Here is a 17,000-nt window from a genome sequence, read left to right as displayed (position 1 = left end):
ATGATCCGCTGGTTGCGGCCCATAACAACAGTTCGGAAGAAGCGTTTGTCTCTATCGCAAGAGGCCGTCATAACTGGCTGTTTGCGTACAGTGAAGACGGGGCCAGAGCGCTGACAGTGCTGTCTTCTATAACCAAGACAGTCAGGCGCTGCGGACTGAATGTCCTCAAGTATCTCGAACTGGTGATGAACAGGTTCCGGGAATGGTGTGAGCCAGTCATTCCGTCTGATGTCATCGAGAGGGTTCTTCCCTGGAATGATGAAATCAGAGAACTCTGCGGACTGTCAGTCTGAATCAATAATATTTCAATGTAAAAAAGGCGAAGTTTTTTGCGTCCTGCAGCTTTCCTGAGAGGAAAGTTTCAGAATCCATAAGATTCTTCGCCTTTAATGGTATATAGGCAATTTCATTTCGGGCAACCCGTCAAATATAAAGAACTTACCATTTAGTTTAGATTTCCAAATTAACGGAATCAAAAAAAGAAAAGTAAAATTATAAATAAATCTTATTAAGAATGTTTCGAATAATCCTGAGGCTAAATAAGCTGCCAAAATAATAAGCTCAATATACTTATTATTTTTAAATAAATTTATTATCAATATAATTAAACCAGATAGATATAAGATAGTCATCACAACTCCTAAACCTAGTATCAAAAAGGCATACGCATTGTCGAGAGTCCATAGTCCAGTTCTCCAATCATAGTTTACAGAATAATGGGTAATTAACTCTTGTCCCCACAGTTTTGGTTTGTAATAATTAAAATAACGTTGTACCAGTTCTACTCTTTGATGCATATCTCCAAAAAAGTTTTCAGCTGTACTAGTCTTAAAGATCACTATATAAGCAATAGCGAAAATTGAAACGACACCTATAATTATCAGCACTCTAAATATAGAATAGGTATTAAATTTTGACTTTATAGTTATGTGACTAACTTTTCTCCAATTTAAAAACATAGTAGAAAATATAACCAACAGCAATAGTATTCCGGTAGTATAACTGTTTGGAACCAATATAATAAATAAATCTGAAAAAACAGGAAATGCCATTTTTCTTGAAGAAATGTGAAACCGATTGAGAAATAGATAAGCACAACTTAACTGAAATAAGCAAATACTAAGTTGGTTTGGATTTCGAAAACCCAATGAAGTTCTTATTCGACCAGACTCACGTAAAAATACAGCATCAGTAGTCATCCCTAGAAAATAAAGAACTAACATAATGAATAAGAATACCAGTTCTGCATTATAATAAATTTTTACAGCATCATCTACTCTAATATTATTAGAACCAGCTAGAAATAGAAATGGTATAAAAAGGAAATCATAACCTGTCGCATTGTAACTAATATACGAGAGTAATAAAACCACTATGATCATTAGTAACACTTTTATTTCGATATAACGCGCTTCTACTATTATTTTTAATATTAAAACAATTTTTATAATTTGCCAGACAGTTAAATAAACATCATTTACTATCGCGTAATCGTTACCAAGTTCGATTTTAAGACTATATAACAATACCCAAAGAAACAAACAAATAGCATACAAATATAGTGGTATTTTTGATTTACTGATTTTCATTTTATATATCCCTTCCTAAAAGCTTTAAAATGAACGATTGTGCGTTTAGATAGTTTTTAGTTTTATTATAAAGCAAGATATAAACAACATTTGTTATAAAAAAGCTAACTATAAATCTTACTACAATTTCATATAAACCATTTAGAGGAACCAATTCGCAAATGCTAAATGAAAGGAAAGCAGCAATACTTGTTGCTAAAAAATATCTCAATTGAGATGATAAATATTTTAAAAACCTTTTTGACCCAAAATATTTTTTAAATAAAATTGAGGACCCATACATAAAGTTAATGGTGAATAGCGATATGAGAGTAGCAAGAATAATCCCATTTATGCCAAACATTTTACCTAATAAATAATTCAAAACGATATTAGTTAGTGTTTCACCAATCGCTCTATACCTATTTTCCCACCATAATCCAATAGCATCAGAATAAGTGCCTCGTATATCACCCATTTTTAATATATAAAAATATAAGGATATTAATATAACAGAAGAGAACTTTAATAACATTTTTTCTCCCATCCACAATTTCATGAATGGCTGATAAAGGCATAAGAGCATAACAGTAGCTATCCCAGAAATCCACATATATATAAAATTAAATTTATTCATATCTAGGTAATTTTTTTTAACTGATTCTTCAACTATACTATTCCCAATACCCGGAAGTATCGAAGAACTAAATATTGCCATTAAGCCAACAACCGCATTAAAAATCGTATAGTAGTTATTGTAAACAGCCACTAGATTTAGTCCTAGAAAATAAGAAATAAATATACTATCTAGTGAGTTACGAGACGTTTGGCAAACTTTGTCAATCATCAACCCGGTTACCTTAGTTTTAATTTGTTCTTTTATTTCAGGCGGAACGTCGCCATAACATTTATAATCTGGATACTTATAATCAACAATGATCGATGATGTTATATTATTTAATATAGTAAAAATTATCATCACAATAACAAACAGATAATAATTTTTAAAGATATACAATACAATAATTTGTACTAAATATTGTAGAACACTAATAATTGACATCACATTGCTTGTAATATCAGTTCTTTGATGAGCAATGAGTAACGAACTCTTGTATGCGAATAGAAAGTACGACACCGAAGAATTAGTAAGGTATAAGATATATAATATATATATGTTTATATCTTGCGGATAACCACCATTTATCAAATACTTCAAAAATGGAAGAATTATAAGTCCAGTAAAGAACACTAGTATTCCTATTATCCTATAAATTTTTTTATATAAGTTTAACAAGGCAGAAATTGTAACTTTATCACCTACTGATATTGGCTTATATAGACTAAAAATAATTGCACTTCCAAAGCCTAACTCTGCTAAATTTAAAACCTGAAGTATAGAAGTGAACAGACTACTCAATCCTAAATATTCAGCCCCTAATGTTTTAATAAGAATAGATCGTATTAAAAACGGAAATAGTAAGAGGATTGATTTATTTAATATCCCACTTAAAACATTTCTTATTGCATTTCTTGTTCTTGAATTCTCCTTATTGATTTTCATTTTTACTATTATCCAATATCCTTTTATAATAACTAATCACATTCGCAGTATTCGTTTCTATTGAAAATTTTTCCACAGCAACTTTATATCCGTTTTGAATCATTTCTTCATATTCAATATCACTCATTTCAACAATAAATCTCATTGTTTGAACTAATTGATCGTAATTACTAAATACCAAGCCGCCGGTTTTCTCCAGTATTTCTTTAGTTCCGCCTGTATTTCTTCCAATGACTGGGCACCCACACATATAGGCTTCTGCAGTCATTCTACCAAAACCCTCAAATATAGAACCCACAATCAATGCTTTTGCATTTAACATCAATGGTTTAACATCGGCTATAAACCCAAGAAAATCAATGGCGTGATAACAACCTAAAGATTTTGCTAAGTCTTTTAAGTAGTTAATATAATTTTCTTCTCCAGCTCCCGCTATTAATAAACGGTATCCTGGACTAGAGATAATAAATTCTGAAAAAGCTCTTATAACCTCCTCGTGACCTTTTTCTTTAGAAACTCTACTACAAATCAAAAAGAAGTTTCTTTTCTGGTTATTAATTTTTGCTTCTTTTTTACTCAAACAACCGTTATAGATACGTTTTGCCTTAGAATTATTTTTTTGTTTAAAGTAAATCAGAAGATCATCGCTTATTGTAATCACATTACTTTTGTCCAATTTTTTTACAAATGAAGAATATGAAGGTTCTATTTTCCATCCAAAATCTTTCACAACATATTCTCTAATATGCCAAACATGTGGAATGTGGGTGATTTGGCTTAAATAATATCCAATATGTATTACTCCTGAATTAGAATGTATTAAGTCAGGTTTAATTTGTTCAACAATCTTTTTCAATTCAAGTAGAAAATAAAAATCCTTGATTTGTTTTAATGAATATTTAATAAAAGCTTTCACATATTTATTATCATTTTTTTTCCAAAACAAATTGTAAGAAACTGGATAATAACCATAAACATATGGGCGTACCCGAGCCAAAAATGACTGGTCAATTACTTCATCAGGATAGGCAAAGTAAATTTGATTTCCTGCCTGGCTAAGTCCCTTAGCTAAATTTATAAACGATATGCTACTACCGTCAAGTTTTGTTGTATGTAATAAAAACAATACTTTCACAGTCTACCTCTTTAATTCATTTCCATATACCAATTTGAATAGATGCGCTTAACAAAAATATTTTCTGATAAAAACAATCTATATACTTTGAACAAATTTATCGTATATTTACTTCAAATAAGATAAATTGTTCTTGGTTTATATACATATTTTTAAGAATCTCACTTTTGTAAAGTTCATCTTGAATAAAGTTATATTTAAAATAGCGTTTTTTACTTCTATTATAGACCCGCTATAGCTAATAAAAGCAATATTCACATAATAAAAATAGATTATATTATTTAATGTTTGCAACACATTTTCTATACTATACATAATATAATACTAATTTGATTAAAATCCTAAATACTATTTGACCGAAACTAATGTTGTGTGCATTATATAAAAGAAGTATTTTAAATTTGTAAATGTTTTTCAAGAATTTTACTCATACAATGAATATTTTATAAGATGCGCTTAACAAAAATGTTTTCTGATAAAAATAGTCTATATACTTTAAACAAATTTATCGTTTATTTACATCAAACAAAATAAATTGCTCTTGATTTATAGACCCGCTTTAAAGAATCTCGCTTGTGTAAAGTACATCTTCATAAACATCTATATGGCAATTTATCCATAGTTCCTTCAGATGCAAGCTTTTCAAACAATTCATCTGAGGTTCCTGAATCTGGATCCAGATGATTGAGCATATTCATGGATTCAGATGCTCTACGAGCTAAATCCAAACAGATATAAGCATAACCAGGACAATTCGGGGCAAGATTCACTGCCCGAGCTTTGATAAAAACCAATCTTTTTCCAAACTTGACCAGATTGTCCTGATTTTCTATTTCCTTACGGTGAATAGAAACCAGCTCCTTGAAAAGTCGAAGATTCTCTTTGACCCGGCAGACGAATTTTACGTTTTCTGTATAAAGGCGAATGACATTTTTTTCGCTGTAATATCCAGCATCAAGAAGCACTTCTTTGATTGGAACAGACATTTCTTTTAACTCTTTGATTGTGGCTGGAATCGTGAGTACATCTGGAATCGATCCACAAACATATCGAAGATAAATTGGAATACCTGTTTCTTCCTGAGTGACATAAATGAGACGAATTTCATTTGAAATCTTCCCATTGTGATTGCTTACCGCTGTTAAAGGAAAGTGAATACTGTTTGGAAGTCCAGTGGAATCGACCAGGATGTTATCAATATTTTCTTGATCGTTTTTTATCCAACCAATATAGCTTTTGAAGAAACCTCTATACGTGAACAATTCGCTTGAAATTAAAAAAGTCCAACAGACCTGAAAATACAAGTGTTCTGGACCATACTGTTTTCACCTAAAAGGTGAGTGCCATCTGTTCACCATTCCTTTACGATATTGAGTAGGAAATCCAAGTATAAAAGGAACATAACAATGACAAACACCTCTAACAGTATGGTCAATTTGATCAACGAATGCAAAATCACTTTTACAAAATCTCTTTTAATGGTGGTCACATTTCTTCTGACTCTGGGGCTCTCCTAACCCTTGGCTATATTCGAAACAATCAGCTCCTTAATGTTTATGAAGCCATTTCCTACAATGATCTTCAATCAAAAACACAGGACAATAATTAAAATTATTTCAAGATTCTACAATCATATCAATGAAGATATCATGAATAAAAGCCTGGAGACTGTTTATGGATCAAGGCTGTGATTTTGCGAATCAGAACTGCGAGGATATCATTCTGGATGCTGACTCAACCAAAACGGACTCTTATGGAAACCAGGAGGGCTCCGCTTGGATTCAGCAGATGAATCGGCAGCCTTGAGATATTGATTTTCGCGGGGATACCATTTTAAACAATTAGGAGTTAATGAAACTCTTCGAAACTTGTAAAAGCAGGTTAACTATACCATTCAAAATAAAGGAACCGGCCGCCCAGAGTATCATATTATTTAGGACTATCAATCCAAAAAGGGGAAAGTGGACAATGAACCTATTCAAAACCGATCTTTTTTACGGAGAAATCGGATATAAGCTAATCTGGTCCAAGAAAATGTGCAGAGTATGAAATAAACTCTGGCTCTCTGAGGAAGAAGACAAAAAAACAACAGCACTACTGATTCTGCATCTCCTCGCAATGATCTCGGATCTTGTAATGCCATTCAATTAAGAAAATCTTAGATGAGAGAATCACCCCACGAGAATGATTCTCTTTTTTTCGTTTGTAGGTAGATCGTAACCATTAAAGTAATAAATCGTTCCATTCAAATTACATCTTCATTCTTTCAATATAAAATCTTATACGTTTGTTTAATTCGCATATTTTGGCACTTGACAAGTCCTCTCATCCATAAAATGGGGTGATTAGATTGTTTTATAACACACCTAAGATTGGAGGGTTTATGATATATTCATCGATCTGCTCAAGGAGCGTCAAAAGCATCAATCATCGCACTAACCTACAAGATCTGACTACTGGTTTACTTCGAGAATTCTGTGTCGACTCATGTAATGAAACCTTATCAAATCACATCCTGTACCATGCTGAAAATCATTTCATCCGAGATGGATCCAAGCTGAATCTTCAAGAAGTCGCTTCGCTCATTTACGCCATGAACAGTTCTTCTATAAGTATTGAGCTTAAGGAGCATATTGGTTATATTCCAGAGGCTTTACCAGCCAACTCAACCTTTTCAGAAGTTAGATCCAAACTCAGCTCTGAGTTTTTCAAAGATGTCCATGAACGATTCATAGAACGTCTGATGCCTTCTCTCTTGGATGCCAGTCGAGATGAGTTTGGTTTTCGCTTCTTAGCTATTGACGGATACAATATCCCTTTGGAGACTTTCAAAAAATCAAACGATGATCTCGTAGATACCAAATCCAAAGAAGGTGACCGGGCTACCATTTATTGAAATAGCGTCTATGATGTTCTTCTTGGAACCTTTACTGATTTCAATCTTCAACGAGTTCGTAACCGAAATGAAATCGCTGCTGCCAAGCAACTGATCAGCAGAGTTTAGCAATGTTCAAAAACCTGCTTTATCATGGACCGAGGCTATCACAGCTTTGAACTCGTAACCTTGATTTCCAGTAACAGAAACTTCTTTCTGATTCGGATGAAGCATAATGACTTCTTTAAACTTCTTGGGTCGAATAAGCCAGAAAATCAGGAAGAATACGATATTACCATCAATAGGACTCTGACTTCGACTTCAGGAGCAACTTTAAAACGCAGAATGGAAAAGATGAAACCTGAAGAAGATCGTCGGCACCTTTCATGTCGTCAATCCGAAGACATTCGACTTTGAGACTTACGGAGATGAGAATGGTGAATTTGAATTTACAGCCAGACTGCTTAGAATCGGTGTCGATGACGGTACCTATGAAGAGCTTATTACGAATCTTTCAGAGGATGAATATCCTCTGAAAAGGATTACTTCTCTATACAAATCGCGTTGGTTCATTGAACGCGGTTATGAAAACCTCAAATACGGAGTCGAGATTCAATTGATTTATGCCAGAAAAATGGATCTGGTTAAGCAGGAAGTTTACGCCGGAATGACGCTTCATAATTTTTGAACCATGCTTATTCTGATCGCTGACAATCTGCTGAAAGAACATTACGACCGTCAGGGCTAGAAAAGAGCTGCTCAGGGCTTGAACCTAAGAAGCAGAAGCATGTTTATAAGATCAATCGAACCTTTGTATTCAAGACGTACAAAGATTTTCTTTTTAATTCCGACCTAATGGCTGAAAGATATCTAGAAATCGTTGTAAAGCACAGAGTGCCTGTTGAACCAGGACGCAGTTTTCCCAGGTCTGTCCTAAAGAAGAAAGCAACGAATCATCATAGACAGAGGTAAATTCATGTAATCTCTATCGGATTATTTTATCAACAGGTGCTTAAACGCCTCTTTTCAGTGCGCCTTCTATACAGGAGAACCAATAAAATAACCGACACAAACGCGCTTATAAGCAATTATCGTTCTAACCTAACTTAATAAGAGAGCCAATAGAGTCTTATAATTTCTCGTAGAAGTAATTCATGAACTCCCTTAGGACAAAAAGATTAGTTTATCCCAGCTAGCCAAATGGCATTACAAATCTTGACCCTTCTAAGATTTCGGATAAATACAATGTCTCATCAATTCTTAGTAGCGAATAATTCTAAGTAGCGAAAGATTTTAATTTCTGACCAAAGTTATATCTTACGATCCGATCCACTTCGTTTAGTTACGTATTTTATAATTTAGTGGTAAAAGTATGAAAAAAACTACATTCTATAACACTTACTGAAAAAAACAGCTTCACGAATGATTAATCATGTCAGACAGTTGGGCCTGAGAATTATGTCCTCTTTTCGGTGTAGGGACGGTTTATGAAATGTCTGAAGAAGTCCAAGAAGATCTACTGGACTTCGACTTAACCGAATCTAAGTGATATTTTAATAAATGACATTATTTCTACTATCTAATTTTTTTTGATTCATCCCTGGATAAACAGAGAATTTACTTCAAAACGGATCAAATTTAAGCATATTTTAACGAATGGCCAATATTCTCTTCGTCAATTAAAATAGAGAATAATTACGTAAGTTCAATTTTATTTCGAATTCGTCTACAAACCATCAAAATTTGGTATGTGAAAAATCCAGTAAATTATTCTGGAACAATGAATCTCTTAGTTATTGTTTCTGTCTTTCCAATCTCTAATCCACTCCAGATACTGGTAACTTTTTTCTTCAGTGGGCTCTAATATCATACCTTCAGCCCATTCATTCCATGCATTTACGATTACAAATTCAGAGTCAGCAATACTATCCATATAGTTTAAGAAACAACTCTTTGACACAGATTTAATTATCGATCCACGATACCCATGACGAGGAGTATTATCCCATTCAAAAAAAATACCAGGTATGTTATTTTTGTTTTTGAAAATTTGAGAATGCTCGAGCATATCCGAATATAGATAATCTCCTTCGAGCAATTCTACTTTTTTAAAATAACCTTTTTGGGTAATTTTACGTATGATTTTATTTTTAAGCTTTTCAAAAAAATTCTTATTGTTTGTAATCGAAATTCTGCTTGCACTAGGTTGACTAATATAGTTATAATTTAAACTATTTATTTCGGAACTCGGATATTCAAATAATTCATTGATCACTTTAATTCCGTCAAAACCTTCTTTTTTGCACAATGAATCAAAATATTTTGTTATTTCAGAAATTAAAGGCCCATTTGAATCATAAATCATAAACAATGGCCTATTATCCACTTTTTGGTATCGTTCGTCTTTAAAAAATGGTAAAAGATAATCAAAATGTTTTTTCCAGTCATCTTTATTACCATAATCCATATCCATCAAAATTGTCCTTTTTCCTTCCCAAGATCTATTCCATGAATGATTCGCCCAACAAAAAAAGAAGGGCTGCTGAATATCTGTCCATTTCAATAGATTTTCAGCCGGTTTTTCTAACAATAATTTACCTTTGAAATAATAATGGTAATATATAAAACCATCTATACCATATTTATTCATTAATTTTGTTTGCCAGACTACACTTTCTTTATTTAATAAATCGTAGTAATTATTATTAAGAGGAACCTTTGGCTGTTGATGCCCTGGAAATAAAGGCTTGGCTTTCTTAACATTTGTCCACTCTGTAAATCCTTTACCCCACCACTTATTATTTTCTTCGGTTTCATGAAATTGCGGTAAATAAAGCGAATATATTTTCATCATTCTCCTAATTATTCTTATTGCGAAAATTTAACTCGATAATATCAGCAATCTTTTTCGATGCTGTTCCATCTCCATATGGATTCTTTAATTTTGTCATTTTTTTATATGTATCATGATCAGTTAGTAATTTTGAAAATTCTTTGTATATACTTTCTTCTTCTATTCCAACTAACTTCAAAGTTCCAGCCTTTATTCCTTCTGGACGTTCAGTTGTTTCTCTCATTACTAAAACTGGTTTTCCTAATGAAGGAGCTTCTTCTTGTATTCCACCTGAATCAGTTAGGATAAGGTATGATTTGTTCATATAATTATGGAATTCCACAACATCTAAAGGATCAATAAGTTTGATGCGATCTTCATGTCTAAAAATTGAATAAGCCAATTTCCTAATTTGTGGATTTAGATGAATTGGATAAATGGCACAAACATCTTCATTTTCATCGAGAACTCGTTTTATTGCTTTAAACATATTAACCATAGGTACTCCAAGATTTTCTCTTCTATGTGCCGTAACAATTATTAATCTTCTATTATCAACCCACTCTAAATTCTCATCAGTATAATTTGGATCAATTGTTGATTTCAACGCGTCAATTGCTGTATTTCCAGTAACCCAAATATTATTTTCGTTTTTACCTTCGGATATTAAATTTTCTCTTGCAGTTTCTGTTGGTGCAAAATCTAGTGTAGATATTAAAGAAACCGATCTTCTATTGAATTCTTCTGGAAAAGGCGAATAAACATCATTAGTTCTTAAACCTGCTTCGACATGACCTATTGGTATATTTAAATAAAAGCTTGCTAATGCCGTCGCAAATGTTGTAGTAGTATCTCCATGTACTAATACTAAATCAGGTTTCACATTATTCAATACAATCTGAACTTTACTCAATATCGCCGTTGTGATATCAAATAGAGTTTGTTGATCTTTCATAATATCTAAATTATAATCAGGAGTTATTTCGAAGGTATCTAGCACCTGGTTTAACATTTCTCGATGTTGACCACTTATACAAACAACAGTTTCTATTGATTTTCTTGTTTTTAGTTCATTAACAATTGGAGCCATTTTGATAGCTTCGGGTCTCGTCCCAAAAACAACTAAAACTCTAATTTTTGACTGCTTTTTTTCAATCATAAAAATAAATTCTCCATTCCCCTAAAAATGCATGTTTAAAATTAAGATCTTTTTCAATTATTCAATAATTTTGTTTAATAACTTACCCAAATCTACACTTTCATAATATTCTATACATTGTTTTTTCATGTTATCATAGTTATTTTCTATACATGCGATTGCTTCGATTACAGCTTCAGAAGATTCATTTTTTAAACAAACACCTATATTAAATTCTTTAAATATTTCTTGTAAACCCATTACATCTGTACCAATCATTGGAAGTTGTTTTAATGCATATTCAAATGTTTTATTTGGAGCACAATATTGTGCATTTAAAGATGAGTGAAATCCATCGTTCACTGGAATATATGTCAAAATTCCTATATGTGAAAAAGCAGCCACTTCTAAGTGTTCAGGCGGAATCAATGATCCCAAATACTCGATTTCAGGATATTTTTCACAAATTGATTCTCTATATTGATTATCGGGCCCCATTAAATAAAGACAATACTCATTATTCAATTGTCTAATTGCCTCAGCAAAAAGATCAAATTTTCTGTCTGCGGTAAATCCACCCTGGTATAAAATAATTTTTCTCTTCTCATTTTTAACTTTTTCCAAAATTCTAGATGCATCTTTTGATAATTCGCCTGAATTTTTAATCCTGTATGGTTTGTTAGGAAGTATTGATGGTAATGTACTTAGCTCCCACCATGTTTTTGTTATATAAGCTCTATTAACCTCAGGTACAACAACTTTATAAGCAGACTGCGCATATTTTTTAATATTAAATTTAAATAGTTTGTATCCTCCGAATTTCGGAACAAACTCACTTAATTCCATAAGTTGCATTATATGACGATTAGATAGATTTAAAACTGGACCTAACTCTCGAACCGTAATTTCAGATGTAGTCCATACTATATCGTGTTCTCGTATGATTTCTTTAACATAACTTCGTACAATGGTTCGTGTTTTAAATCTATGATAATATTTAACAATTTCGTTATTTGGGTCAACTCTCTTTCCTAAATCAAAGCATACTAACTTATTATTACTCTTGATTTCGGAGTTAAGCTCACTTAAGTTATAACCAATTAAATTAACCTGATGCCCATGCTCTAATAAATTTTCAAGAACATTAATAGCCGGAGGACATAAGTTGAATTTATTATCTAAATGTATAAGTAAAATTTTCATTATCCTCTCCTTGGTAAAGCGGCTAATATATCTGCTATATAACTTTTTAAAGAATATCCATATTTCTTGGTCGTTTTAATATTACAAGCCAAATTAAATACTTTGCTCTCATCTATCATTTGTTTCCGGAAATTTAAATATTCAATATATTTTTTGATAACTTCTCTTTGCTTATAATTTAATTTTGGATGCTGTATTGTGTTTTGTAGAATATCGATCTGTCTTTTAATTAATGACACTCTTTTAATATAAAGAGAAGAGTTTGGAAGCTGAGAAGCATTTGAGCTATGAATTCTATACGATTGAAGAGTTTTTCCTAAAAAAAAGATGTCACCTTTAAAAAAAGCTTCTATAAACAATGACCAATCATGAGTAGTTTTATTCCAAAGATTCAGATTCCGTTCTTTATACACATCTTTTTTAAAAGCTGCAGACATTCCTAAATAAGAGCAAACAACTAATAACTCAGAAAAATCTATAAAATGAGATTTCGAACATGACAATGCTGTATGAATTCTAAGGCGATTACCCTCAGCATTTATATAATTTATAGACGAAATAATACAGCTTAAATTAGGATTTGCTCTAAATTCATTAAGAATAACCTCAATTTTCGTGCTGTTCCAAATATCATCTTGGTCACATAAAAAAACGATATCACCAGTTACTTTATCTAACGCACTTTGGAAATTAGTAGTTATTCCTTGATTCTTATTTTTCAAAAATAAACAATTATTTAATTTATTATCTTTGATAAAACAATCAATAAGCTCTATAGTCCTATCCGTAGATCCATCGTCTGAGATTATAATTTCATTTGGGAGAACTGATTGATTTAGGATAGAATTTAATTGCTCCAAAATATACTTTTCTCCATTATATGTTCCAACTACAACTGACGTAGTAATTATTTGTTTTTCAATTAATTCCATATTATATTTACCATCCGTCTCAGATTTGAAAGATCATAGCCTGAAGCTTTAACAGCCTCGTAACCTTTTAATCTATCGACTTTGTATAAATTGATTTTATCCAACTCTTCAATCCAATTTTGAATCTCGGAACTTGATTTCACAAAGAAACAATTATCACTTATTTTTGTTTCTTTCGAGATTCTATCACTTAAAAGACAAGGAAGCCCTGAAGCTTGTGCTTCAATAGCAGTCACACTTAAGCCTTCGTATCTTGAGGTTAACAAAAATATATCCATTGCATTTAAAATGTCCTGTACATTACTCAAGTTACCTAAAATGATAACATTATCCTTCAAACCGAGCAGATTTATTTTATTTTCGATTGATTCCCGTAATTCCCCATCCCCTATTAATATGAGAACTGAGTTTGGATGTGACTTATAATACTCATAATAAACATCAATCAGCAAATTATGATTTTTTTGATATGAATAACGACCTATATGTCCAAGGACTATTTTATTATCTACATTTAACTCTTTTCGGATTTTTTTTCTTACTATTGGATTAAATTTAAATAAGTTAACATCAATACTATTTGGTATCGTAACAATCATTCGTTTGCTACCGAATAGAAATTCTCCAGCATCTTTTCCACATGCAACAGGGATTGTAGTTAAGTCGGATAGAATAGGTTGTAAAATTCTATGCAGAATTGGATGTTTTGTGACAGTATTATGGGAGTGGGCAATCCGAACTTTTACATTGCATAGTTTTGCAATTAATAAATCAAGAGCCATAGTAGCACTATTACCATGTATATGAATTATGTCATAATTATTAGCTCTCAACAGTTTATATAAAAAAAACAGATATCTTAATACATTATATTCTCTATCCGGGCCCTCGTAATAATTAACGTTTCGCTTGTCTAACTCTAATTTCATTTCAGACAAAGCACCTTTCCCTAAAAGAAAATCAACATTTTTATCATCTGGAGCATTATCCAACAAAGAAATTTCAACTTTTGTCATACCATCATACATTAATTTACCTGTAGAAACCTCTAATACTTTTTTATTCATATTTACCTCATCGAAATTTATAAATTCCAGTAACTCCCCATCGAATCACGTTCACGAAAGCCTCGATAAAATTTTCATCAAGATGGTTTCTATAGAAATCATATTGTTTTCTAATTAATTTTATTTTATTTCCAGTGGTGCTATTTTTTAAAACTCGATAGTCTGCAAGAATTTCTTTATTTCCATAAGCAACATTGTCCAAAGATACGATAGTAAACCAATAGTAGTAGTCATCACGAATACTATTAAGCGATTCATCAAGAAATATTTTTCCATATTTGTTAGAATCATATAGTCCTGTTAAACAACCAATATAATTCATTACTTTCATATCTCTAGAAGTTATTTTTTCTTTTGCCATAGTTGGCTTTCCGATTTGAGAAGAAGTTTCATCAATCCGACCATAAGAGGAAAAAGCACAAACTGTGTTCTTGTCTTTTAACAATTGTATTTGCTTTTTCAAAAAATCCGGTCGCCAAACATCGTCGGCATCTAATAATGCAATATAACGTCCTTTGCTTTTTCGAATTCCGTTGTTTCTTGCAGAAGCTGAACCTGAATTATTTTGCTTATAATATTTTATCCTTTGATCCTTATTCGAATATTTTTTTACAATATCTTCAGTTTTATCTGTCGATCCATCATCTACAATTAGCATTTCCCAATATGGATATGTTTGATTTATAACTGACTCAATTGTATATCCTATGAATTTTTCAGCATTATATGCAGGTGTTATTATTGATACTAAATCTATTTGCATAATCTTCATTTTCCTTTACTTTTTAGCGGTTATTTTCCCGTCTTCGACCCCTTCAGTACTATCTTTCATAAACAAAATCTTTACCGTTGCAAAACAAATCCGTAAATCCTCAATAAGGCTTGGCTTAGAAATATACATTAAGTCCATCAGAAGCTTATCATATGGAGTTGTATTATATTTCCCATAAACTTGTGCATAACCAGTTAGACCTGCCTTAGCTTGCAATCGTAAACCAAATTCAGGAATTTCCTTTTCATACTGTTCTGCAATGGATGGACGCTCAGGTCTTGGACCAACGATACTCATTTCTCCTTTAAGAATATTGAGTAATTGAGGAATTTCGTCAAGGCGTACCATCCGAATGAATTTCCCCACCTTTGTGATCCGAGGATCAGTTTCTCCGGATGACAATCTTGCAATGCCATCTTTCTCCGCATCTACACGCATACTCCTGAATTTTAAAACATTGAATTTCTTTCCATCTTTAGTTAATCTTCCTTGTTTATAAAAAGCCGGACCGCCATCAGACTTTACAGCAAGTGCAGTCAAAAGAAATATTGGGCTAAGTACAACAAGGCAAACAAAACTTACTACAATATCAAAAAATCTTTTTATAAATAAATATTCAGGGGTTGGAGAATAACGTCCAACCTGCAAGATTGGAAGATGTAGCATGTGCATACGATGAGAACCTGACATAATGACATCACCCACTCGAGGAATAATATATGTTGTAATGCTTTGAGTTACGCAATATTTCAAAATCAAGTTTCTTTCGTGCGAATGAACTCCACTTAAAAAAACTACTTCCGAATATTGTAATTGGTCCAGACAACTCAAAATCTGATCAACATGGTAAGATTTCTTTATTTTGAATTTCTTATCTTCTCCATATTCTCTGATAAGAGTTGCGAGTCCGTCTCTTGAATCATATATAATGATTGATTCTTTAGGAGAATAATGCTTAAAATACCACTTATTAGCTGATACTGACCATAAAATCGAGATTAGAATCTGTATAAAAAAAACAATTAGTAAAGCTACCACGTCGGGAAGTGATCGTAAAACTAGCCATAGAACTATAAACATTATTGAATCTGTAATTAATTCTGCAAGCATCTGCGAATAAATCAGTTCTTGAATCTTAACCAAAGAAATCTGAAAAGAATCATATATTCGACCATAAATTATGTAAATAATGCTAAACAAAACCGTTATAAGTATCGTTTCAATTAAAAGCGGCTCATTTGCTCTGACTCTTGAATAATAGAAAATCCAAGCATATGTAAAGGGTAGCGTGACTAGTAAGACATTCAGAAATTTAACCGCTCTAATAATAAGTATTCCGTTTGCTTTTTCTCTCATAAATAGTGTTCTCTCATAAAATCAGAACTCAGTTTATATTAGGAGCTTTTATGTAACTTTATTTTTTCTACTATTTCTTCGTTATAAAGTGACTTCCGATTTTCATTATTTCTCTCTAATTCTATTTTTACCGAATATTTTTATTTATTATTAAATATACAACTTTTCATTACTTTTATTTTTTGTATTATTTAGAAATATTAATAAACTATAGAAGATATTTCCATTGAATGAGTTAGATGCTAGTAGCCAATTCATAATCTCTCTCTTTTCTATTTCCTTTAAGATAAAAAATCCTTTGACCAACGACTCAATCATCAGAATCCTTATCCTTACATATCTAAAGATGAAAGTGCATTTGATTTGAGTATCAAATTACAATCGGTAAAATAATATACCAAAAACATTCTTTTAAAAAGTGAAAATTAATCAATGTCATTAAGTTAAGCAGATAGAAGCGCGAATTGCTCCGCACTTCATCGTGGTGTTCAGAATCTACCAGAAATTTTTATCTGGAATCAGCCATTTTTCGGCTTCAAGCCTCACGAATACGATAA

The 17,000-nt window shown here is 31.9% G+C and carries 13 protein-coding genes and 1 pseudogene; 3 read left to right on the top strand and 11 right to left on the bottom strand.

Annotated elements, in window-relative coordinates:
• A pseudogene (locus BO222_RS13770) lies at positions 1 to 293 on the top strand (hypothetical protein); the annotation flags it as partial.
• 93 nt (positions 294 to 386) lie between these two features.
• Here BO222_RS13770 and BO222_RS08380 read toward each other — a convergent pair.
• The 4 genes from BO222_RS08380 to BO222_RS08365 form a co-directional block, all read right to left on the bottom strand.
• Positions 387 to 1,589 carry a hypothetical protein gene (locus tag BO222_RS08380; protein WP_075820111.1) on the bottom strand — a complete coding sequence of 401 codons (1,203 nt, stop codon included), beginning with the start codon at positions 1,587 to 1,589 and terminating at the stop codon, positions 387 to 389.
• 1 nt (position 1,590) lies between these two features.
• Positions 1,591 to 3,132: a lipopolysaccharide biosynthesis protein gene (locus BO222_RS08375; protein ID WP_075820109.1), complete on the bottom strand. Its 1,542-nt coding sequence runs from the start codon at positions 3,130 to 3,132 to the stop codon at positions 1,591 to 1,593.
• On the bottom strand, positions 3,119 to 4,267 hold the full coding sequence (locus BO222_RS08370) for a glycosyltransferase family 4 protein (protein ID WP_075820107.1): 1,149 nt from the start codon (positions 4,265 to 4,267) through the stop codon (positions 3,119 to 3,121). Before BO222_RS08370 ends, BO222_RS08375 begins: the two co-directional genes overlap by 14 nt.
• Positions 4,268 to 4,857: 590 nt before the next feature.
• Positions 4,858 to 5,529, bottom strand: a complete 672-nt coding sequence (locus BO222_RS08365; RefSeq protein ID WP_158024584.1) for a transposase — start codon at positions 5,527 to 5,529, stop codon at positions 4,858 to 4,860.
• A gap of 1,088 nt (positions 5,530 to 6,617) precedes the next feature.
• On the opposite strand from BO222_RS08365, the gene BO222_RS08360 reads away from it, so the two are divergent.
• Entirely contained in the window at positions 6,618 to 7,163 is a 546-nt protein-coding gene (locus BO222_RS08360; protein WP_158024583.1) for a hypothetical protein, read from the top strand.
• 340 nt (positions 7,164 to 7,503) lie between these two features.
• Positions 7,504 to 7,830 (top strand): transposase, encoded by a 327-nt coding sequence (locus BO222_RS14415; RefSeq protein WP_143356988.1) that lies wholly within the window; start codon positions 7,504 to 7,506, stop codon positions 7,828 to 7,830.
• A gap of 1,101 nt (positions 7,831 to 8,931) precedes the next feature.
• On the opposite strand, the gene BO222_RS08345 is transcribed toward BO222_RS14415, so the two are convergent.
• Genes BO222_RS08345 through BO222_RS08315 form a run of 7 tightly spaced genes read right to left on the bottom strand, consistent with a single transcriptional unit; the run spans position 8,932 to position 16,443 of the window.
• Positions 8,932 to 9,996: a glycosyltransferase WbsX family protein gene (locus BO222_RS08345; protein ID WP_233131234.1), complete on the bottom strand. Its 1,065-nt coding sequence runs from the start codon at positions 9,994 to 9,996 to the stop codon at positions 8,932 to 8,934.
• A gap of 4 nt (positions 9,997 to 10,000) precedes the next feature.
• Positions 10,001 to 11,134 carry a non-hydrolyzing UDP-N-acetylglucosamine 2-epimerase gene (wecB, locus tag BO222_RS08340; RefSeq protein ID WP_075820099.1) on the bottom strand — a complete coding sequence of 378 codons (1,134 nt, stop codon included), beginning with the start codon at positions 11,132 to 11,134 and terminating at the stop codon, positions 10,001 to 10,003.
• Positions 11,135 to 11,191: 57 nt separating this feature from the next.
• Complete coding sequence (locus tag BO222_RS13325) at positions 11,192 to 12,316, bottom strand: glycosyltransferase (protein WP_083647751.1); 1,125 nt, start codon at positions 12,314 to 12,316, stop codon at positions 11,192 to 11,194.
• Positions 12,316 to 13,248, bottom strand: coding sequence for a glycosyltransferase (locus BO222_RS08330; RefSeq protein ID WP_075820097.1), 933 nt, complete (start codon positions 13,246 to 13,248; stop codon positions 12,316 to 12,318). Before BO222_RS08330 ends, BO222_RS13325 begins: the two co-directional genes overlap by 1 nt.
• The gene (locus tag BO222_RS08325; RefSeq protein ID WP_075820095.1) at positions 13,239 to 14,315 is read right to left on the bottom strand and encodes a glycosyltransferase; all 1,077 of its coding nucleotides are present in this window, start codon (positions 14,313 to 14,315) and stop codon (positions 13,239 to 13,241) included. Before BO222_RS08325 ends, BO222_RS08330 begins: the two co-directional genes overlap by 10 nt.
• 7 nt (positions 14,316 to 14,322) lie before the next feature.
• Positions 14,323 to 15,078: a glycosyltransferase family 2 protein gene (locus BO222_RS08320; protein ID WP_075820093.1), complete on the bottom strand. Its 756-nt coding sequence runs from the start codon at positions 15,076 to 15,078 to the stop codon at positions 14,323 to 14,325.
• A gap of 15 nt (positions 15,079 to 15,093) precedes the next feature.
• Positions 15,094 to 16,443 (bottom strand): exopolysaccharide biosynthesis polyprenyl glycosylphosphotransferase, encoded by a 1,350-nt coding sequence (locus tag BO222_RS08315; protein ID WP_075820091.1) that lies wholly within the window; start codon positions 16,441 to 16,443, stop codon positions 15,094 to 15,096.
• Positions 16,444 to 17,000 lie beyond the last annotated feature (557 nt).

The organism is Ileibacterium valens, assembly GCF_001945525.1.
Taxonomy (GTDB): Bacteria; Bacillota_I; Bacilli_A; order Erysipelotrichales; family Erysipelotrichaceae; genus Ileibacterium; species Ileibacterium valens.
This window is presented reverse-complemented; position numbering and strand designations above follow the sequence as displayed.